This window comes from Sorangium sp. So ce375 (assembly GCF_051473855.1).
Lineage (GTDB): Bacteria > Myxococcota_A > Polyangia > Polyangiales > Polyangiaceae > Sorangium.
Map to the genome: position 1 here is coordinate 5,905,341 of NZ_CP150335.1, position 20,345 is coordinate 5,925,685.

17 protein-coding genes are annotated in these 20,345 nt (G+C 73.2%); 6 read left to right on the forward strand and 11 right to left on the reverse strand.

All coding sequences use genetic code 11. The annotated features are described in order from the left end of the window. Positions 1-27: 27 nt before the first annotated feature. Entirely contained in the window at positions 28-2,031 is a 2,004-nt protein-coding gene (locus tag WME90_RS21785; RefSeq protein WP_437283095.1) for a hypothetical protein, read from the reverse strand. 203 nt (positions 2,032-2,234) lie between these two features. On the opposite strand from WME90_RS21785, the gene WME90_RS21790 reads away from it, so the two are divergent. Next, positions 2,235-2,927 carry an HAD family hydrolase gene (locus WME90_RS21790; RefSeq protein ID WP_437283096.1) on the forward strand — a complete coding sequence of 231 codons (693 nt, stop codon included), beginning with the start codon at positions 2,235-2,237 and terminating at the stop codon, positions 2,925-2,927. 16 nt (positions 2,928-2,943) lie between these two features. Here WME90_RS21790 and WME90_RS21795 read toward each other — a convergent pair whose 3' ends face one another. The 3 genes from WME90_RS21795 to WME90_RS21805 all read right to left on the reverse strand — a co-directional run bounded on the left by WME90_RS21795 (position 2,944) and on the right by WME90_RS21805 (position 5,675). Beyond that, positions 2,944-4,197 carry an AAA family ATPase gene (locus WME90_RS21795; protein WP_437283097.1) on the reverse strand — a complete coding sequence of 418 codons (1,254 nt, stop codon included), beginning with the start codon at positions 4,195-4,197 and terminating at the stop codon, positions 2,944-2,946. A gap of 343 nt (positions 4,198-4,540) precedes the next feature. Continuing rightward, positions 4,541-4,672: a hypothetical protein gene (locus WME90_RS21800; RefSeq protein ID WP_437283098.1), complete on the reverse strand. Its 132-nt coding sequence runs from the start codon at positions 4,670-4,672 to the stop codon at positions 4,541-4,543. A gap of 163 nt (positions 4,673-4,835) precedes the next feature. Then, a complete protein-coding gene (locus WME90_RS21805; RefSeq protein WP_437283099.1) occupies positions 4,836-5,675 on the reverse strand; it encodes a helix-turn-helix domain-containing protein in 840 nt (279 codons plus the stop codon). A gap of 141 nt (positions 5,676-5,816) precedes the next feature. On the opposite strand from WME90_RS21805, the gene WME90_RS21810 reads away from it, so the two are divergent. After that, complete coding sequence (locus tag WME90_RS21810) at positions 5,817-6,902, forward strand: aldo/keto reductase (protein WP_437283100.1); 1,086 nt, start codon at positions 5,817-5,819, stop codon at positions 6,900-6,902. A gap of 50 nt (positions 6,903-6,952) precedes the next feature. Here WME90_RS21810 and WME90_RS21815 read toward each other — a convergent pair whose 3' ends face one another. From WME90_RS21815 to ileS, 3 genes are read right to left on the reverse strand one after another with little or no spacing between them, the layout of a single operon-like run. Then, positions 6,953-7,579, reverse strand: a complete 627-nt coding sequence (locus tag WME90_RS21815) for a DUF4276 family protein (protein WP_437283101.1) — start codon at positions 7,577-7,579, stop codon at positions 6,953-6,955. Further along, positions 7,572-8,780, reverse strand: coding sequence for an AAA family ATPase (locus WME90_RS21820; RefSeq protein ID WP_437283102.1), 1,209 nt, complete (start codon positions 8,778-8,780; stop codon positions 7,572-7,574). Before WME90_RS21820 ends, WME90_RS21815 begins: the two co-directional genes overlap by 8 nt. Positions 8,781-8,806: 26 nt before the next feature. Continuing rightward, positions 8,807-12,670 carry an isoleucine--tRNA ligase gene (ileS, locus tag WME90_RS21825; RefSeq protein ID WP_437283103.1) on the reverse strand — a complete coding sequence of 1,288 codons (3,864 nt, stop codon included), beginning with the start codon at positions 12,668-12,670 and terminating at the stop codon, positions 8,807-8,809. Between the two features lie 98 nt (positions 12,671-12,768). On the opposite strand from ileS, the gene WME90_RS21830 reads away from it, so the two are divergent. After that, entirely contained in the window at positions 12,769-13,362 is a 594-nt protein-coding gene (locus tag WME90_RS21830) for a Uma2 family endonuclease (RefSeq protein ID WP_437283104.1), read from the forward strand. A gap of 62 nt (positions 13,363-13,424) precedes the next feature. Here WME90_RS21830 and WME90_RS21835 read toward each other — a convergent pair whose 3' ends face one another. The 4 genes from WME90_RS21835 to WME90_RS21850 all read right to left on the reverse strand — a co-directional run bounded on the left by WME90_RS21835 (position 13,425) and on the right by WME90_RS21850 (position 17,235). Next, the gene (locus WME90_RS21835; RefSeq protein WP_437283105.1) at positions 13,425-14,042 is read right to left on the reverse strand and encodes a thiamine phosphate synthase; all 618 of its coding nucleotides are present in this window, start codon (positions 14,040-14,042) and stop codon (positions 13,425-13,427) included. Between the two features lie 31 nt (positions 14,043-14,073). Further along, positions 14,074-14,391 (reverse strand): tetratricopeptide repeat protein, encoded by a 318-nt coding sequence (locus WME90_RS21840; protein ID WP_437283106.1) that lies wholly within the window; start codon positions 14,389-14,391, stop codon positions 14,074-14,076. Between the two features lie 143 nt (positions 14,392-14,534). Then, positions 14,535-15,830 (reverse strand): glycosyltransferase family 4 protein, encoded by a 1,296-nt coding sequence (locus tag WME90_RS21845; protein ID WP_437283107.1) that lies wholly within the window; start codon positions 15,828-15,830, stop codon positions 14,535-14,537. Positions 15,831-16,452: 622 nt separating this feature from the next. Further along, positions 16,453-17,235: a thiazole synthase gene (locus tag WME90_RS21850; protein ID WP_437283108.1), complete on the reverse strand. Its 783-nt coding sequence runs from the start codon at positions 17,233-17,235 to the stop codon at positions 16,453-16,455. 274 nt (positions 17,236-17,509) lie between these two features. Here WME90_RS21850 and WME90_RS21855 point away from each other — a divergent pair, with 274 nt between their 5' ends. The 3 genes from WME90_RS21855 to WME90_RS21865 are packed head-to-tail and all read left to right on the forward strand — an operon-like array spanning position 17,510 to position 20,230. Continuing rightward, entirely contained in the window at positions 17,510-18,046 is a 537-nt protein-coding gene (locus tag WME90_RS21855) for a hypothetical protein (protein WP_437283109.1), read from the forward strand. Then, positions 18,033-19,022: a matrixin family metalloprotease gene (locus WME90_RS21860; protein WP_437283110.1), complete on the forward strand. Its 990-nt coding sequence runs from the start codon at positions 18,033-18,035 to the stop codon at positions 19,020-19,022. The genes WME90_RS21855 and WME90_RS21860 overlap by 14 nt, the downstream gene beginning before the upstream one ends. Continuing rightward, positions 19,019-20,230, forward strand: coding sequence for an HRDC domain-containing protein (locus WME90_RS21865; RefSeq protein WP_437283636.1), 1,212 nt, complete (start codon positions 19,019-19,021; stop codon positions 20,228-20,230). The genes WME90_RS21860 and WME90_RS21865 overlap by 4 nt, the downstream gene beginning before the upstream one ends. Positions 20,231-20,345: the final 115 nt, after the last annotated feature.

A 20,345-nucleotide genomic window follows, 5' to 3' on the forward strand; every position in this document is an offset into this window, starting at 1 on the left:
GCTCCTACCACAGCGCGAAGCGGCCTTTCACCTCTCTCGACCGAGCGGGGCGAGCGGCCAGGGCGCGAGCAGCGGCACCGGGCCGCTCGGCCGGAACCCGGGCTCGCTGCCCTCCACCTCCGCCACGGCCCCCGCCTGGGCGGCCTTCGCGCCGCTCTGCCCGCCCGCGCGCGGCGACGCCGCGCCGCTCTGTCGGCCCAGGCCCGGCACCGCCGCGCCGCTCTGCCCGCCCGCGCGCGGCGACGCCGCGCCGCTCTGTCGGCCCAGGCCCGGCACCGCCGCGCCGCTCTGTCGAATCGCGCGCGCGCACTCGTCGACGGTGAGGCGGCGCGGCCCGTACGCGGAGGCGTTGGCCGCGTCGGCATCCATCAGCCGGGTGGGCGTGTCGATCCCGAAATCGTCCGGGTGCCCCGGCTCGTCGAGCAGCACGTGGCCGAGCTCGTGCGACAGCGCGAACGACGCGCGATCCGCGCGGAGGCCGGCGCGATCCTCGATGATCGTGTTCCGGATCGCCCCGCCGTCGGCGAAGATGAACGACTCGCCGATCCGCCCGCCGCCGGCGAAGCTCGGGACCATCACGACGTCGACCGTCGCCGGGTCGCCGTCGTCGAACGCCTTGAGCAGCGCGCGCTCCTCGACCGTGCCGGCGATCGCGTCCGTATCGCTGAAGTGCTGGAGGCCGTCGTCGAGGTCCACGGCGCCGATGCACGCCGTGAGCGTCGCGTCGGTGCTCAGCGCGCCCGCCGCCGGCGGCTCGATGGTCGCGAGCGCGCCGCCCGGGCGCCGCACGAGCACGTCGGTGGTCCCGTACGCGCCGGCGCCGATGGCCGGGTTGTCGGAGAGGCGCACCGAGAACCCCGCCGCGCCGATCGCCGCGGCGACGGCCCGGGCCGCCGCGTCGGGGCGCGCGCGGGGCGCGATCGCCGCGGTCACCTCGTGGCCGTCGACGCGCACCCGGATGGCGCCGCCGCTGGCCGGCAGGCCGTGATCGCAGCCGATCGCGAGCAGGTGCGGGCGCGGCGGATCGACGAAGGTGACGTCGAGCGCCTCCGGCGGGCCGAAGCTCACGCCGCACGCGCCCCAGAGCGCGTTCGCCCGCTCGACCTCCGCGCGCGCGACGGCGAGCGCGCCCGCGTCGTCCCCGCCCATCGGCGGCGGGCCGCCGGCGCGCGGGCGCACCATGATGATCCGCAGGCGCGCGCGCGTGCGCCCGAGGGGCCCGAGCGGCGAGGCGCGCGGGCCCGCGACGCGGATCATCTGGACCTTCGGGCCGTCGGGCAGGGCGACGACGAGCGCCCCGCCGACCTCGCCCTTCACGGAGCGATCGGCGATCATCGGGTGGTTGCGATCGATGTCGTCCGCGACCGCCCGGAGGGGGCGCGTCGATCCGCACACGAGGCCTGACGGCACGTCCGCTGGGCACGGCACGTGGCCGAGCGGCACGCCGGGCAGGCGATCGATCGCCCCGCCGGACGGCGCCGCGGCGTGGACGTCGAGGGTGAGCGGCAGATCCTCCGGCGCGCCGATGACGAGCAGCCGGATCGCGTCGGGATCGTCGAGGTCCCCGAACGGATCGTCGCCGAGCCGATCCGGGGGCGTGCGCTGCAGCGAGGCGTGGGAGCGCGCCATGTCGATGCGCCGCCCGGCGCCGTCGATCGCGCGCACCTCGAACGCGCTGATCGTCCGCGTCTCGCCGAAGAGCGCGATCTCGCTGCGCCCGGCGCGGATCGCCTGGAGCTCGACGCGGCGGGCGCCCGCGGGGATGGCGGCGCCGGGCTTGACCGGGCTGCCATCGACGAGGAGCCGGAGTCCGGCGGGGATCGCCGCGGGCGCCTGGCTCGCGCCGCGCGGCGCGCGCAGCGCGAGGAGCTCCGGGGCGGGCGGCACGCGAGGCTGCTCGCCGTCGGGCACGCCGTCGGCGTCGTCGTCGTCCAGATCGACCGCGACCAGCGTGGCCGCGTCCGCGGCGGCGCTGACCGGGCCGAAGAGCCCGCCGAGGAGGACCGCGATTGCAGAGAGCCGCCCGTTCATGTCGTCATCGCCCTGCCCGCTCGCCTCCCCTGGCAGTCTATCGCGACTCCGGCCGAGCGCCGCTGCTGCGCTGCCCGAGCGCCGCCGGTGCGCGGAGCGCGGGCTGATGGGAGCTTCGTGGCCGCTCGCGCCCGCACGTCCGGCGCGGGCCGTCGGGAGCGCTCCGATGGCGGTCCGTCCCGCCCTGCGCCACGTGTCGCGCCATGGTCAGCGTCAGCGCCGTCATTTTCGGTGTCGACGGCACGATCCTCGACACCGTCGATCTGCACGCGGCCGCCTGGCAGCAGGCCTTCCGGCGGTTCGGCCGCGAGGTCCCGCGGGAGAAGCTGCGCAGCCAGGTCGGCAAGGGCGCGGACCAGCTGCTGCAGACATTCCTCTCACCCGAGGAGATCGGCTGGATCGGCGCCGGCATCTCGTCGCTGCGCGACCAGATCTACGGGCGCGAGCTCCTCCCGAGCGCCCGTACGTTCCCGTGTGTGCGCGAGCTGTTCCAGCGCGTGGCGCGCGACGGGCGCCGGATCGTGCTCGCCTCGCCGACGCCGCGCGGCGAGCTCGACGCGAGCGTCGAGCTCGCCCGGGTGGGCGATCTGGTCTCGTGGACGGTATCGGCCGACGACGCCGACAGATCGAAGCCGCGCCCCGACGTCCTCGAGGCGGCGCTCGACCGGCTCGGCAGCGTCGATCCTCGCGAGGTCGTGCTCGTCGGCGACGCGCCGTCCGACGCCGACGCCGCGGCGAAGCTCGGCCTCCTCTCGGTGGGGCTCCTCTGCGGAGGCTTCCCCGAGATGGAGCTCCTCGAGGCCGGCTGCGCGGCGATCTACCTCGATCCGGAGGACCTCCTCGCGCGCTACGACGCGTCGCCGCTCGCGCCGCCGGGGGAGCGGCTCGCGTCGTAGCGGCGAGCGGGCGGGCTCAGGAGGCGCGCGGCGGGCGCTCGGTGCGCGCCGCCGCGGAGCGCTGGCTCTCCGGGGCGCCGAGCCGCTCCCGGAGCGCCCTCCGCCGCGGCTCGTCGACGGGCGACGCGGTGGTCGCGCCGTCGCGGCGCTCCACCGAGTAGACGGCGTCGGGCGGCAGGAGGTCGAGGAGCGCGGGGCTCTCGGTCGTGAGCAGGAGCTGGCGCTGGGCGGACGCCCCGCGCAGGTACTCGAGGAGCGCGGGCAGCGAGGCGCGATCGACGCCCGCGTCGGGGTGCTCGAAGCCCGCGAGCACGAGCGGCGGCTCCTGCGAGAGCGCCGTGACCATGGCGGCGAGCCGCAGCGTGGCGTCCGGCTCGTCCGCGGCGGCCCGCCAGCGCTCGCGCCCGTCGACGTCGACGCCGTGGCGCAGCTCCGGGACGAGGAGCCCGCCGGACGACGACGCGCGGGCGCCGTCGACGTCGCCGGTCACCTGGGACAGCCCCGCGAGGAACTGGTCGTTCCAGCGCTCCTTCGCCAGCGTGCGGAGGACGGAGCCCCAGTTGTCGCCGCTCGCCCGGAGGCGCCGGGAAGCGCTGAGCTTCTGGGGCGAGCGCAGCGTGCGCGGCGCGAGCGAGTAGAGGACCGCCCGGCGGAGCTCGTCGAGCATGGGCGTGAGCGGTCCATCGGAGAGCAGCGGCAGGACGAGCCTCGTGCCGCTCACGGCGATCGGGGCGACCCCGCGGTACGCGAGCGTGCCGCTGCGCCCCTTGTCCTTGCGCGAAAACCCCTTCGGGCTGCCCTTCAGCCGGTCGAAGGAGACCTCGGGCGCGTCGCTGCCGGCGTCGAAGACCTCGCGCAGGCCCGGCTTGACGAGCCGCGTGAGCGCGCTGCGCTGCCACCACGCGGCCGTCTCGCTCTTGACGCGCGCCTCGCCGTCCTGCTCTCCGGGCGCGAGCTGCACGAGCCAGAACCCGTGGCCCTCGGTCCTGGAGACCGCGACCCCGAGCGTGGTGAGCGCGCCGTCGCCGCGAGCGCCCTCCAGCGCGCCGCCGCCGCGCCGGCTGGCCGCTGCCTGATCGAGCGCCCCGTTGGCGCACTCGGCGAGGAACCGCACCGCGTCGAGCAGACGGCCCTTCCCCGAGCCGGGCGGACCGACGAGCGCGGTGAGCGACCCGAGCGTGAGCTCGAGCCCTGCCCCGACGCTGCCGTAGTTGCTGACGTAGACGTGGGTGATCATCGCGGCGCGGAGCCTCGGTTCGAGGACGTCCACCCCCCTGCCCGCGCTCCGGGACCGCTGACCGGGCGCGCTGCGCTAAGCCCCAGGGACACAGGAGCTACATCCAGGAATGCGTGAGCGACCTCCGGGGACACCGGAGCGACCTCCGGGGACACCGGAGCGACCTCCAGGGACACAGGAGCGACCTCCAGGGACACAGGAGCGACCTCCAGGGACACGCCACCGCGCGCCTGGCGTGCGCCGCGCCGCGCTTCCGGGACACAGCGACGTGCTTCCGGGACACGGCGCATCGCTCCAGGGACACCACGTCGGCCCTCAGGGACGTGACCTCGGGCTCCAGGGACGTCCGGACGGCGTGGGAGATGTCCCGGGAACGCTACGTCGTTCGCGCCACGGAGAGATCCTGCCGTCCGGGCAGGCTGTCGCCCGTCGCGAGCCGGCGATACGCGGCCTTCGGTCTCGGTACCGTGCTGAAGATCTCCGATGTGCCCCACCCGACGAGGATCATCGAACGCCTCGTCAGCGAACTCCGCAACAAGATCCTTGAGGAAGGAGCGCCGCCCCGTGGAGCGCGGCGGCCACGCGCGCAGGATCGTAAGGCCCGGCACGGAATCGCGGCGGAGCCCCGCGATCCGCGCTCGCACCGAACGCCCAGGAGCCCCTTGGAGCGTTCACCCGCGGCTTCCGCCTGAGCCGCTGATCTCGCCGGCCGAGCGTCGCTTCATGAACGCGACCGGCGAGAGACCCGCGAGCTCGCGGAACTCCCTGACCAGGTGCGGCTGATCGCAGTACCCGCTCGCGAGGGCGACCTCCGACCACGACCCGCGCGCGACCTGCGCGTTCGCGACGACGCGCTGGAAGCGGGCGATGCGCGCGTACTGCTTCGGCGAGACGCCGACGGTCGCCACGAAGGCGCGCCGCAGGTTCCGCGGGCTGACGTGGAGCGCGCTCGCCGTCTCTTCCACGGTGACTCCTCCGCGCGAGAGCCTCCGGAGCGCGGCGCGCGCGACGGCCGCCGACGCGGGCTCGAACACGTCGGGACCGAGCATGCGGCCTTCGAGGGCGCGCTCGATCGCATCCAGGCGAGCTCGCGCGGGGTCCAGCGTGACGCCGGGTCCGACCGCCACCAGCTGCTCGATCAGGGCGTCGGCGCGCCGGCCCCAGAGCTCGCGCGCCGGGACGATGCGATCGGCGAGCTCGTCCATCGGCACACCGAAGAAGGGGTACGCGCCGCCGGGCTGAAAGACCACCTGCACCGCGAGCAGGAAGCGCGGCACGCGCTTGTAGACGGCCCGCGTCTTGGGCCCGAGGACGACGAGGTCGGCGCGATCCGCGTCGACGAGGCGAAAGACCAGCGACGTCGTGCCGTCGGGCAGCAGGTCGAGGCTCGCGATCGGCGGCGTGCTGGCGCGGACGGCGACGACGAAATTGCGGAGCACACGCGACGCCGGCGCGTCGGCCTCCGGGCGCGGGGTGCGCCGCGCGATGGCCTGTTCGATCGATCCCGGCACGACGCGATCGTGCGCTCGCCTCGGGCGGCCATCAACCCACCCGGCTCCGTCTCGGCCGTTTCCTCCAAGATTGCACGCCGGCACGGGCGCAGCGTACGGTCCAGCAAGGGCGTTTCAGCCCGAACCTCCAGGAGGACCACGTTGAACCTCGACCATTACGTCACGCTTGGCCGCTCCGGCCTGCGCGTCAGCCCCCTGTGCCTCGGCGCCATGACCTTCGGCGAAGACCACGGCTTCGGCTCCAGCGTCAAGGAGTCCGAGGCGATCCTCGATCGCTTCATCGAGCGCGGCGGCAACTTCATCGACACCGCCAACACCTACAACAAGGGCCACTCCGAGAAGATCATCGGCGACCACCTCGGCCGCCACCCGAGCAAGCGCGACCGGGCGGTGATCGCCACAAAGTTCACCGCCAACCTCTACCCCGGCGACCCCAACGGCGGCGGCGCCGGGAGGAAGGCCATCTTCGCGCAGTGCGAGCAGTCGCTGCGCCGACTGCAGACCGACTACATCGACCTTTACTGGATGCACATCTGGGACAAGAACACGCCCATTGAGGAGACCGTGCATGCCCTCCACGATCTGGTGACGGCCGGCAAGGTCCGCTACGTCGGCGTCTCCGACACGCCGGCCTGGAAGGTGGCGCAGGCGCACGTCCTGGCGGGCTTCCGCGGGTGGGCGCAGTTCATCGCGCTGCAGATCGAGCACTCGCTCCTCGAGCGCAGCGTGGAAGGGGAGCTCATCCCGATGGCGCGCGAGCTGGGCCTCGGCGTCACGCCCTGGTCGCCCCTCAAGAGCGGCGTGCTCACAGGCAAGTACACGCGGGAGAACGCCGGCAAGCACAAGTCCGATCGCGGCCCGTTCGCGCTCTCTGCGCTCACCGACAAGGCCTATGACATCGTCGACAAGCTGGCCGAGATCGCCAGGGACCTCGGCACCACGCCGGCGCGCGTGGCGCTCGCCTGGGTGGTGGCCCGGCCGGGCGTCACCTCCACCATCATCGGCGCGCGCACGCTGGCGCAGCTCGACGACAACCTCGGCGCGCTGGAGGTCAAGCTCGCGCCCGATCAGGTGGCCGCGCTCGACGCGCTCTCGGCGCCGGCGCTCGACTTCCCCGCCGCCTTCCTGCGCATGGCCGGCGCGTTCATGAACGGCGGCACGACGATCAACGGCGAGGGCGGGCCGGCGTCGCCGATGTCGCCGAAGAACGACAGCGAGCGGTACTGAACGCGCACCGAGCGCCCGGCTGGGGGGGCGCTCGTACCGAGCGTTTGGGGCTAGGACCGCGGAGGCGGGTAGACCTTGAGTGCGGCGGGCGCGCCTAGGAACCGCAGCGCGTTCTCGAGCGTGCGGAACGACCTGGCCCCGGAGGTGCGGAGCACGCCGAAGTCGATCCACTGGGTGAGCTTGAGCTGGTCGAGCGTGGGCTTGTACGCCTTCCCTCTCGGGAAATGCTTTGAGAGCCACCCCTTCACGTCGCGGATGCCCTCTGGATCTTCGGGGCACGTCGTGCCCTCTGCGATGCGCACGCCAGGTCGGATCTCCCGTCCCGCCATGAGATGGATGCACGGCAGGAACCACGCCTCGAACTCCCGGTGCGCCAGCACCACGGCGACCGGGAAAGGAAGGCTCGCTGCCGCCATCCACGCCGCGGTCTCGGGGCCGGCCGTGGCCGGGCATCCGTCGTCCTCATCACGGAGCAGCAGCGCGAAGGCGCAGTCGCGCTCGCTGCGCAGGAGCTCGCAGGCCTGAAGCACGCCGGCGCGCGTGTTGAGCGCCTTGCCGCGCTTGGGAGCTCCCCACACCGCGTGCGGCAGCCCGAGGTCGGCCCAGAGCCGGATGACCAGGTTCCTCGCCGCCTCGATCTCGCCGTGTCCCTCGACGACCAGGTAGGCCTTAGCCATCACTCGTGGAGCCTTCGGGGCGGAGGCCTTCGGCGTGGAGAAGGTCGCTCGTCGACATCAGGCGCTTGCGCACGAGCTCGCGCTGCCGCTCCTCGACCCGCGCGACCATCGTCGCACCGTCGCGCCGCTCCACCACGCGAAGGTCGTCGATGGGCACCAGATCCAGGAGGTCGGGGCTGTGCGTCGTGAGCAGGATCTGGCTGCGGGTCGTCGCCTCCTTCAGGAAGTCGAAGAGGAGCGGGATCGCGCCCGGATGCACGCCGAGCTCCGGCTCCTCGAAGCCGAGGAGCGCCGGCGCGGGCTCCTGGAAGAGCGCGGTCAGCATCGCCGCCGCTCGCAGCGTTCCATCCGACTCCTGGGCCGCTCCGAGCCAGCGCTCGCGCCCCTGCGCATCGACGCCATGCCGGAACTCCGGCACCAGAAAGCCGCCCGCATGGACTACCCGATAGGCGTCGATATCGGCCGCGAGGCGACGGAGCGCCGCGACGAGCTCGCTGCCGCCGCTGTCAGCCGACAGCGACTCCAGCGTGGAGGCCCAGTTGTCCCCCCTCGTGCTCATCGGCTTGGAAGGATCAGGGAGCTGCGGCTCGCGCAGAGAGCTCGGAAACAGCGCGTGAACCGCGACGCGCCCCAGCTCTTGCGTGATGGGAGCGAACAGCCCCCCGGGCATCACCGGGAGGATCGGGGTGCGGTCCCCGAAGAGCGGCATGGGGAAGGCCGGTAGGTTCGAGACCGTCCCCGCGCCGTCGCTTGAAAAGGCGTAGGTGCCTTCGCCGGCCGCTGCCTTGAGCTCCGCCTCGGTCGGCATCCTGTCGGGTCGGCCGATGAGGTCCAGCAGGCGCCGCTGTGATGCGGCGTCGGGCGCCGGTCCGGCGAACCAGGCGCCGTGCTCGTGCACCAACAACGCGCCCCTGATCGTGAACCCCCAGGTGCCCCTGCCCCCCTCGCCCTCGACACAGACCTCGAGCGTCACGTCGCGAGGTTCCCACGGCCCCCCGTGCTGCAACGCCCGAAACCCGCCCCGCGCGCGCATGGCGAGAGGCAGCGGCGCGGACGCGCACTCGGCAAGGAACCGCAGCACGTCCGCGACGTTGCTCTTGCCCGAGGCGTTCGGCCCCACGAGGACCGTCATCGCCCCGAGCTCGAGCTCGATCCGCTCCCCGATGCTGCGAAAGTTACGGGCGCAGACCTTCGTGATCATCGCGGCTCAGCCTCCCCCCGGCGCCCTCACGCCGTCCGCGCGACCGCGATCGCGAGCGCCTCGCCGTCGACGTTGACCTCGCGCCGCTCGGCCTGCCCCCACGCCGCGGGCGCCGCGCCGAGCACGAGCTCGGCCGCGAGCGCCTCCTGCATGAGCATCTCGCGCGCCGCCTCGGCGACCTTGCGGGCCCGCTCGCCGCCGTCGAGCGCGAGCCGGATCCGCTCGGTGAAGCCGAGGTCGAGCTCCTTGCGCAGGCCCTGCACCCGCGAGAGGATCTCCCGGCCGAGCCCCTCGTCGCGGAGCGCGTCCGTGAGCGCCGTGTGCAGCACGACGACCCCCGCGCGGCCGCCGGCCGCCGCGAACCCCTCGCCCGCCTCGACCGCGACGTCGATCTCGTCGGGGCCGAGCTCGACCTGCTCGCCGTCGAGCGCGATCGCGATCTTGCCCTCGGTCGCGAGCGCCGCGCGGAGCGCCGCCGCGTCGGCCTTCGCCAGCACCTGCTTCGCGAGCTGCACCTTCTTGCCGAGCTTCGGCCCGAGCGCGCGGAAGTTCGGCTTCAGCACGTAGCGGACCGCGCTCCCCTCCTCGCCAGGCTTCAGGAAGCGCACCTCGTGGACGTTGAGCTCCTCGGCGATGAGCGGCACGTGCTCGGCGAGCGCCGCCGCGAGCCCCTGCTGCGACAGCACGATGTCGGCCCGCGAGAGCGGCTGCCGCACCTTGAGCTTGTTCGCCGTGCGCACCTGGAGGCCGAGCGAGACGAGCTCGCGCACGGCGCGCATCTCGATCGCGAGCGGCTCGTCCACCGCGGCGGCGTCCGCCTCGGGGAACGCGACGAGGTGCACGCTCTCCGGCTGCGACGCAGGCCACGGCCGCCGCACCAGGTTCTGGTACATCGCGTCGGCGAGGAACGGCGTGAACGGCGCGCTCAGCTTGGCGATCGCGACGAGCACCTCGTACAGCGTGAAGTACGCGTCGCGCTTGTCCTGGGCCGCGCGCACGGCGCCCGGCGCGACGTCCAGCGGATCGGACGCCGTGGGGGCCCAGAAGCGCGCCCGGCTCCGGCGGACGTACCAGTTCGAGAGCGCGTCCACGAGATCGACGAGCCGCTGCGCCGCCTCGTACAGGCGGTACTCGTCGAGGTGCGCCGTCACCTCCCGCGTCGAGAGCGCGAGCTCCGACAGGATCCACCGGTCGAGGAGCGACCGCTCCCTCGCCGGCCGGTAGCCGGCGCTCGCCGCGAGCGCCGCGGGCGACGTGTCCGCCGCGCCCGGGTTCCCCTCCGCGGGCGAGAAGCCGTCGATGTTCGCGTAGATGGTGAAGAACGAGTAGACGTTCCGGAGCTTGACCGCGAACTCCTTCTGGTACGCGCGGACGTTCGTGAGCGAGTGGCGCGTGTTCGTCCACGGCGGGGAAGACGCGTAGAAGAACCAGCGGAACGCGTCGGCCCCGGGCGCGGGCGTCGCCGGATCCTCGATGAAGACGCGCTGGTCCTGCGGCAGCCTGGGCACGTCGTTCGGCATCACCGAGAGCGCCTTGTCGGCCGGCGAGAGGCCCAGGCGGTCGAGGTCGCCTCGGGAGAGCGCGACGATGCGGCGCGGGAGGCGCTTGTTGCCCGTCGTGGGCCTGAGCTCCAGCGTCACCGCCGAGCCCTCGCGATCGGCGCGGTAGACCCGCACCTTCGCCGAGTCGCCCGTGAGATCGAGCCCCTCGTAGTCCTCGCGCGCGATGTAGGCGACGCCATCCTTCAGCGCGCCGAGCCCGGCGTCGGCGCCGTCGGCCGCCGCGAACTCCATCCGGACGCGCTCGAGGATGACCTCGGGCGGCGTGTAGTTGCCCTTCGACTTGCTCTCCTTCTTGCCCTCGCGGTCGCAGACGTGCCCGAGCACGACGCACGTCTGGTACGGGTGCGGGTAGCTCCGGACCCGCGACAGCCCGAGCTTCTCCTGCGTCGCCTCGTCGAAGACCAGCGTCGAGACCATCAGCAGCGAGTAGAACCAGCCCCGCGTCTGATCGATCGCCTCGCTGATGAAGTCCGCCGGGAACGCGCGGTCGAACAGCTCCTTCGAGCCCTCCGCGTGCGGGTAGCCCCACTGCGCGAACGGCATGCTGCCGCTGTCGAACCAGGCGTCGATGACCTCGGTCACGCGGCGCATCTCGCCGCCGCACGTCGGACACGGGAACGTCACCTTGTCGATCCACGGCTTGTGGACGATGAGGTGATCGTTCAGGCCGGGGTCGGCCTTCTTCGCCGCGCGGAAGTGGTCGAAGGCCCGCGGGTTCAGCGCCTCGATCTCGGCGACCGAGGCCGGGGCGAGCTGGTGCTCCTCGTCGTTCGCGCAGACCCAGACGTTGAGCGGCGTCCCCCAGTACCGCTCGCGCGAGAGCGCCCAGTCGACGTTGTTGGCGAGGAAGTCGCCGAAGCGGCCCTCCTGGATGTGGGACGGGTGCCAGTGGACGGCGCGGTTGTTGGCGATCGCCTTGTCGATGTTGTCCCGGGTCCGGATGTACCAGGCCGGCCGCGCGAGCTGGATCAGCGGGTCGTCGTCCGCGCGCCAGCAGAACGGGTAGTCGTGGCGGTACTTCTCCTCGTGGACGAGCAGCCCGCGGGCCGCGAGATCCTTGATGATCAGCGGATCGGCGTCCTTCACCCAGAGGCCCGAGAACGGCGTGAGCCCCGGCTCGAACGTGCCGTCCGGCCGCACCGCGCACAGCATGGGGACGTCGGCGCCCGGCTCGGCGAGCTCCGCGATCCGCCGCCTGTGCGCGTTGAAGTCGTCCTCGCCGAACGCGGGCGCGACGTGGACGATGCCGGTGCCGGAGTCGAGCGTGACGAAATCCGCGCCCAGGACGACCCAGTAGAGCGGCTCTGCCTTGCCGTCCTTCCGGCGCAGGGGGGCCTCGAAGAGCGACCTGGCGAAGCCGTCGAACGGCGGGCGGTAGCGCTTGCCGACGAGCTCGCTCCCCTTGAGCTCGCGGAGGACGGGCAGGTCCCGCTTGAACTTCTTGGCGAGCTCCTCGCGCAGCGCCGCGGCCACGATGAGCTTGCCGGCCACGGGCGCCGCGCCCCCCGCGGGCGCGCCCGCGTCCACGACGACGTAGTCGAACTCGGGCCGGACCGCGGCGTAGCCGTTCGAGGGCAACGTCCACGGGGTCGTCGTCCAGGCGCAGAGCGCGGTGTCCGGCTCGTCGACGAGCGGGAACGCGACGAACACGCTCGGGTCGTCGACCGTCTTGTAGTTCGAGCCGACCTCGGCCGCGCTGAGCGCCGTCCCGCCCTGCGGCCACCACCAGCAGACGCGGTGGCCGCGGTAGAGCAGCCCCTTCTTGTGGAGCTGGGAGAGCGCCCACCAGACGCTCTCGACGTAGCTCCGGTGGTAGGTGACGTAGGCGCTGTCGAGGTCGACCCAGAAGCCGATCTTGTCGGTCAGGTTCTCCCACGCCTCGGTGTACCGGAAGACCGAGTCGACGCAGCGCGAGATGAACGGCTCGACGCCGTACCGCTCGATGTCGGCCTTGCCGTGGATGCGCAGCTCCTTCTCGACCTCGACCTCGACCGGGAGGCCGTGCGTGTCCCAGCCGGCCTTCCTCGGGACGTCGTAGCCGCGCATCGTCTTGTACCGGGGGAAGACGTCCTTCACGGCGCGCGTGAGCACGTGGCCGTTGTGCGGCATGCCGTTGGCCGTCGGCGGGCCCTCGTAGAAGACGAACGTGCCCCGCGAGGGGCCGGTGGCGCGGGTCTCGGCGCGGAGCGTCTTCTCGAAGATGCGGCCCTGCTTCCAGAAGGCGAGGATCTTCGCCTCGTCGGCGGGGAAGTTCAGCTCGGTCGCCACCCTGTCGAACAGGGGCTCGGGCAGGCCGTCGGTCGGTTTCTTCGAGGACGCTTCGGACATGGCTCGGCCTAGTAGCAAGGCCGATTGCCAGCGTCGAGGGAGGCGCTGGGCCGGCGCAGAGCGCGCGCGACGAACGGCAGGGGTGCTAGGATCTGAGGATGAGCGCGCAGCACCCGCTATTTCCAGGCAATGCGCCCGAGGTGGAAGCCGCGTTCCAGGCTGCGCCGGAGGAGATGGTCGCCGAGATCCTCGACGGGGAGCTGTTCACGTTCCCGCGGCCGGCGCGGCCGCACACGCGTACAGCGTCGCTCCTAGGCGCAAGTCTCACGGGCCCCTTCGATCGCGGTAGAGGCGGACCTGGCGGCTGGGTCATCCTCGACGAGCCCGAGCTCCACCTCGGACCGCGGCCCGACAAGGTCGTGCCCGATCTCGCTGGCTGGCGTCGGGAGCGCATGCCCGACGCGCTCGGCCCGGAGGACGCACCTGCGCATTACAACGTCGCGCCCAACTGGGTCTGCGAGGTGATCTCCCCGCGCACCGAGCGCGTCGACCGGGGCAAGAAGATGCGGATCTACCGGCGCGAAGGGGTCCGCCACGCCTGGCTGCTCAACCCGGTCGCGCAGACGCTCGAGGTCTACCGGCTCGACGACGGGCGGTGGTCCCTGCTCGACACCTACGAAGGCGACGAGATGGTGCGGCCCGAGCCGTTCGAGGCGATCGAGCTGCCGCTCGCCGATCTCTGGGCGCGGTAGCGCGCCGCGCGGCATCGGCAGCGCGCCGTCGAGCGCAGCTCACCCCGCGCGGCGTCGGCAGCTCACCCCGCGCGCGGCGTCGGCAGCGCGCCGCCGAAGTCGGCGCGGATGGCCGCCACCCCGTCCGCGCCCGCCGCGAGGCAGGCCGGCGCCGAGGCCGCGTCCACGCCCCCGAGGGCGAGGAGCGCGACGCGGCGCGACGCCGCCGACAGGCGGGCCCGCGCCTCGCGCAGCGCCGCGAGGCCGAGCGGCGGGCCCTTGCCGGGCGTCGCGAAGATCGGCGAGAGCACGGCGGCGTCCGCGCCGGCCTCGGCCGCCCGGAGCACGTCGTCCACGCCGTGGCACGCGACGGAGACGAAGGCGCCGGCGCCGAGCAGGGCGCGCGCGTCGGCCACCGCGACCGAGCGGCGGCCGAGGTGGACGCCGTCCGCGCCCAGGAGGAGCGCGATATCCAGGCGATCGTTGACGAGGAACGAGGCGCCGAGCGCGGCGGTGGCGTCGCGCAGGCGCCTGCCGAGCGCGTGGAGCGCCGCGCCCGAGAGCTCGGGATCCCGGAGCTGCACCGCCACGCGGGCGCGGGCCTCGGGGGGCAGGGCGCCGAAGGCCGAGAGCCGCGCCAGCAGGACCGGCTCCGGGACGTCCGCCGTCTGGGTGATCAGGGTCAACGTCGGGGTGAGCATGGACGTCCTCCAGCGCGCCGACGGCGGCGCGTCATCGGGCTCCGTCGCCCGGCGCGCTCCCGCCCGGAGCGCCCGCCTCGCCGAGCTCCTCGAGATCCTGCCGGGCCATCCGGGCGAACCGGCTGGACGGATAGCGCTCGACAAGGAAACGCAACGTATCGACCTGGGCGCGGCGATCGCCGCTCGCCTTGAAGCGCTCGGCCAGCGCGTACAGGGCCTCGCTGGGGTCCTCGTACACGCGACGATCCGGGTCGACCTCGCTCGCGCACTGGAAAGGGGCCTGCGCGACGGCGGCGAGGATCACGATGGAGCCGAGGGCCGCGCGGAAGCCGGTGAGCACGAGCGCCATTCGCCGATGAACGAGCGCCAGCGTCAAGAGGACGCCGCGGCCACGGACGGCTCCGCGGCCACGGACGGCTCCGCGGCCACGGACGGCTCCGCGCCGGCCGAGCCGCGCAGGCCCGCTCTGTCGCGCGGGCGGTCGTCAGGCGGCTAGTTCAGGATAACGCTCGTCCGCGCGCTGCCGTTCTCGAGACCGCCCTTCGGGGCCGGGACGCTGAAGGTCACGTCGCCCGCGCTCTGGCGGCGCTCGCTGGAGACCGCGCGCAGGAGCGACTCGTGGAGGGCGCGCGCGCTGTCGTCCCAGTCGCGCCCGCCGGCGAGCTCCGCGATCCGCGCCGGATCGTAGTCCGCCCGGACGGCGCGGAGCATCGCGTCCGTCAGCGCGCCCCGGTTCCCCGGCGGGACGAGCTCGCCGAGCTCGGGGCTGTGCAGGACGTCGGGGATGCCGCCGACGCTCGTCGCGATCACGCGCCGCCCCGAGGCGAGCGCCTCGAGCAGGACGTTGGGCGTCCCCTCGTGCAGGCTCGGGAGCACGAGGGCGTCGCACGCGCCGAGCCACAGCGACACCCGATCGTGCGGCAGGTAGCCGGTCACCGTCAGCCGTCCGCCCAGGCGGGCGGCCGCGGCCTTGCACGCCTGCTCCTCGACGCCGCTGCCCACGATCGCGAGATCGAGGTCCGGGTGGACCGGCGCGAGCCGCTCGAACGCATCGATCAGATCGAGCACGCCCTTGTCGCGGCTCAGGTTGCCGACGAAGAGGAGCAGCCGCGAGCCCGGGGATCGGCCGAGCGCCGCGCGCGCCTCGGCGCGGTTGCGAGGCTGGAACAGCTTCACGTCGACGCCGTTCATGATGACGTCGATGCGATCGCGCGGCACGCCGAGCGCCGCGACCCCGTCCGCGAGCTTGCGGCTGACCGCGACGACGCGGGCGGCGCGCGTGAGCCCCCAGCCGAGCGGCCGTCGCAGCCGCCGGTCGCGCGGGATCACGTCGATGTCCGAGCCGTGGGTCTTGATCACGGTCGGCACCCCGAGCAATCGCCCCAGACAGACCGCGGCGAAGCCGTCCGGGTAGGCGAAAGCCCCGACGATCACGTCGGGCGGCGGACCGCGGCCGATGAGCTCAGGGAGCATCGACGCCGCGTACAGCGGGCCGTTCAGGACCGGCGCGATCCTGGGCACGTAGAGGTATCGCGGGTGGCGGACCGGCAGCCCATCGATGACCTCCTCGCGCGGCGCGCTGCCGCCGACAGGCCACTTCGAGAAGCGACCCATGCCGGGGAACCACGGGATCGTCGCGAGCACCCGGACGTCGCAGTAGCGCGACAGCGCGGCGAACTGCCGCCGATTGTACGGCGCCTCGTCCGGGTGAACCGCGTTCGGAAAGATCTTCGTGATAAGCAACACGCGCATCCGCCGCAAGAGCTCCTCCTCATCCGAGCGATCCAAGTCGGCGAGCGCCTCGACAGAGGCCGCTGTCCGCGCTCGGTCGCCCATCTGGCTCCTATCTAATCACGCTCAATCACACCCAGCTACGCCGAATCACGCTCAGTCACACTGCGTCACGCTCAGTTACTCCGAGTCACGCTCAGTCACACTGCGTCACGCTCAGTTACTCCGAGTCACGCTGAGTCACATTCAGTTACTCTCAGCCACACCCAGTGTCGCACTCGACCTTATTCGGTGTCGCATACGACCATGCAGACGTTGGGCTTGCTCATGCTCCGCTGAGCGGACCGTCAGGTCGCCGCGGTCGTCCTCGGAGCGCGCTGGACGCCACGACAGCGTGTCGACCGCGCGATGAGCGTTCCGTCTCATTCTGACTCAGGTAGGTGAGCGTATCATGACATGGGGATGCTGTTCGCTTGACGTGGCGTCGTTGCAGCGTCGCAGCGTCGCCGTCGCCGGGCGGTGAGAGCATCTCTCCCACAGCGCATCGCTGTGCTGTACGTCGCAGCCCCTCGCCCATCACCCCTCATCGCGCCCGCGGGCGCCTGCTTCGTCGGTGGAACGCGCCAGGCGCGCGAGGGCGCGGGGGGGCTCGACGTGCGGAGCTCGACCGCCGAGTCCGCTACAGCGCGGCGATCTTGCCCTGCTCCGGCGACGACGCCGTCGCATAGAGCTTCTTCGGCATCCGCCCCGCGAGATACGCCATCCGACCGGCCCTCACCGCGTCCCTCATCGCCTGCGCCATGAGGATCGGGTCCCGCGCGCCCGCGATGGCCGTGTTCATCAATACCCCATCACACCCGAGCTCCATCGCCACCGCGGCGTCGCTCGCCGTCCCGACTCCCGCGTCCACGATCACCGGCACCTTCGCTGTCTCGCGGATGATCATCAGGTTGTACGGGTTACGGATGCCGAGCCCGCTGCCGATGGGCGCAGCCAGGGGCATCACGGCCGCGCAACCGAGGTCTTCCAGCTTACGGCAAACGATCGGGTCATCCATGCAGTAGGGCAGCACGGTGAAGCCCTCCTTCACCAGGATGCGCGCCGCCTCCAGCGTCGCCTCGTTGTCCGGGAACAACGTCCGTTCGTCGCCGATGACTTCGAGCTTCACGAGCTCGGAGAGACCGAGCTCGCGCGCGAGCCGGCAGGTGCGGACCGCGTCCTCGACGGTGTAGCAACCGGCCGTGTTCGGCAGGATCGTGACGCGCCCCTGCTGGAGCAGCGACATCATCGACCCCTCGCCCCGCTCCTTCAGATTGACGCGGCGGAGGGCCACCGTGACCACCTCCGCGCCGGACGCTTCGAGCGCGCGACGGGTCTCATCCAGGTCCTTGTACTTGCCCGTCCCCACGAAGAGGCGGGAAGTGAACGTGTATTTGCCGATCGTCAACGCGTCGCTCGTCATCGCAGGCTCCTCGGGTCTCGACCCAGACGATCTGCTAGTCGGACCGGGACACAGGGTCCAGCGCGTCGACGTCGCCACAGTGCTTCCGGCGCGCCTCGCTCGGCAGCATGGTATCTTTGCGCCCATGTCTCCTAGAGCTTTTGGCATAGCCCTCCTCGTCGCGTTGCCCCCAGCGCTCACCCTTACGCCCCTCCCGAAAGCGGACAGCCGCGCCCCGGCAGCCGAGGGGAGCCCCGTCGCGCTGCTGTCCGGACCGCGCGCGGCGCAGGCGGCCGTGGCCATTCAGCTCTCGCTGGACGAGCTCGTCGCCGCCGCCTCGTACGTCGTGGTCGCGACGGCGATCGAGCAGCGCAGCCAGTGGGAAGAGCTCGGCGGGGCCAGGAGGATCGTCACCTACACCCGCCTGTCGATCGACCGGACCGTCGCCGGACAGCCCGACGGCGAGGTGTGGGTCAGGACGCTCGGGGGCGTTGTCGGGGACGTCGGACAGCACGTGTCGGGCGACGCGCAGCTCGCCATCGGCGCGCAGGCGATGGTCTTCGTCGCGAAGGCGGGCCCTGCCCTCGTCGTCTCCGGGATGGCTCAGGGCCACTACCCCGTCGTCGACGGTGAGGGACCGCGGAACGTGGACGGTGGGACCGGCGCGCGGCGCATCGCCGTCCGGCGGCTGGCAGCGAGCCCCGACACCGGGACCGTCCTGCCCCGGCCGGGCCCCGCGATCTCGGCCCGCGAGCAGCTCGTCGGCGCGTCGATCGACACGGCGATCGACGCGGTGAGCCGCGCATGGAAGGCGAACCATGCGCAGAGGTAACCCCGCGAGCCGCCCCTCGGGCGCGCGGAACACGCGCGCCCGCGCCGTCGCCGCAGCCTGCAGCGCGCTCGTCGCCGCGGCGCTCGCCCGCCCCGAGGCCGCCCTGGCCTACTGCCGCACGAGCGTCTGCCCGCCGGAGAAGACGGCGTCGGGGCTCGCGGAGACCGCCGCGGTCTGCACGCCGGCGCTCGGCACCGACTGCGGCACCCCGCTGGCCTGGCCTTCGCCGTGCGTGAGCTACTCGCTCCAGGAGGACGCCTCCGCCCAGGTCTCGCTCTCGGAGGCGGAGGCGATCTTCGAGACGGCGTTCGCCGCGTGGACGCAGGCCGACTGCGGCGACGGGCAGACCCCGCGCATGGAGGTCACCTACCTGGGCCCGGTCGCGTGCGACGCGCACGAGTACAACAAGCGCAAGGCGAACGCGAACATCATCACGTTCCGGGACGACGGGTGGCCGTACGTCGGCGGCGGGAACACGCTCGCGCTCACGACGGTCACCTACAACCTCAAGACCGGCGAGATCTACGACGCGGACATGGAGATCAACTCGTTCGACGTGCCGCTCACGCAAGGCGACGACAACGTCTCGTTCGATCTCCTGAGCATCGCCACCCACGAGGCAGGTCATTTCCTCGGGCTCTCGCACTCGACCGAGCGCGAGGCGACGATGTTCTCCGACTACCGGCCGGGGACGGCCGGGCTCCGCGACCTCGACCAGGACGACAGCGACGCGATCTGCGCGGTGTACCCGCCCGGGGCGCCGGTCAACGACTGCGACCCCACGCCGCGCCACGGCTTCTCCGGCCTGTGCGCCGCGGATCAGCCCCAGGCGAAGGCGGCGGGCGGCTGCGCCGCGGCCCCGTCGCAGGGCGGGCGCGGCGGAGGGCTCGCCTTCGCGGCGCTCGCGCTGCTCGGCGTGGCCGCGCGGGCGCGGCGCGGCGTGGCCGGACGCGCGGGCCGGGAGGGGGCCCGCTGAGCCACGACCATCTCGTCCTTGTCGAGCGCGAAGGCGATCTCGCCCGGCTGGTCGAGCGCGCCGCGCGCGCCGACGCGCTCGCGGTCGACGTGGAGGCCAACGGGCTGTTCGCGTACCGCGCGCGGCTCTGCACGGTCCAGCTCGCCTTCCGCGAGGGCGACGGCGTCGCGGTCGCCGTCGTCGACGCGCTCCGCGTGCCCGTCGCGCCGCTCGCGCCGCTCCTCGGGGCCGCGGGCCCGCGCAAGGTGCTGCACGACCTCACCTTCGACGCGCGCATGCTCGCCGAGGCCGGCGCGCCGCTCGCCGGCGCGCACGACACCTCGGTCGCGGCGCGCATGCTGGGGTGCGCGGCGACGGGGCTCGCCGCGCTGCTCCTGTCGGAGCTCGGCGTGAAGGTCGACAAGCAGCTCCAGCAGCACGACTGGGGGCGCAGGCCGCTCGAGGACGCCGAGCTGCGCTACCTGGCCGACGACGTGCGCCACCTGCTCCCGCTCCGCGCGCGGCTCGCGGAGCGCAGCCGCGCCCTCGAGATCGACGAGGAGATCGAGGAAGAGTGCGCCTACAAGCTCGCGACCGCCCTCGGGCCGCCGCGCGATCCGCGGCCCGCCTACGCGCGCGTCAAGGGAGCCCAGGCGCTCGACCGCGAAGGCCGGGCGATCCTGCGGCGGCTCGTGGCGGCGCGCGACGCGGCCGCCGAGGAGGCGGACGTGCCGTCCTTCAAGATCGTCGCCAGCGAGGTGCTGCTCGATCTCGCGCAGCGGAGGCCGACCCGCGTCGACGACGTGCGCGCCGTCCGCGGGGCGGCGTCGGGCCGCGCGGCGGCGTGCGTCGCGGCGTGGCTCCGCGCCATCGAGCAGGGGCGCAGCGACGGCGACGTGCCCGAGGACGAGCGCGCCCTCTTCCAGCAAGCGCGCCCGGCCCGGAGGGAGCTCGCCGCGCGGCGCGCGGTGGAGACGCGGATCGCGGCGTGGCGCAAGGCGGAGGCGAAGGCGCGGAAGGTGGACGAGCAGGTCGTGCTGCCCGGCCACTGCGCGCAGGATCTCGCGGAGATCGCGCTCGCGCGGGGCCACGCGGGGGGCGAGGCGGTCGCCGCCGCGATCGCGCGCATCCCGGGGCTCGGCGCGGGCCGGCTCGCGCGCTACGGCGGCGCGCTCGCGGCGCTCGCGACGGCGGCGCTGCCGAGCGAGCCGCCTGCCGCCGCGACGTAGCGCGCGTCAGCTCGGCTTATCAGCGATCCCTGACAGGAAATTCTGACACGCGGAACCAGCTGCGAGCGAGCGCACGCCCCTCGCGCGCCGCGCGGTCGACAGAGCCGCCGGGCGA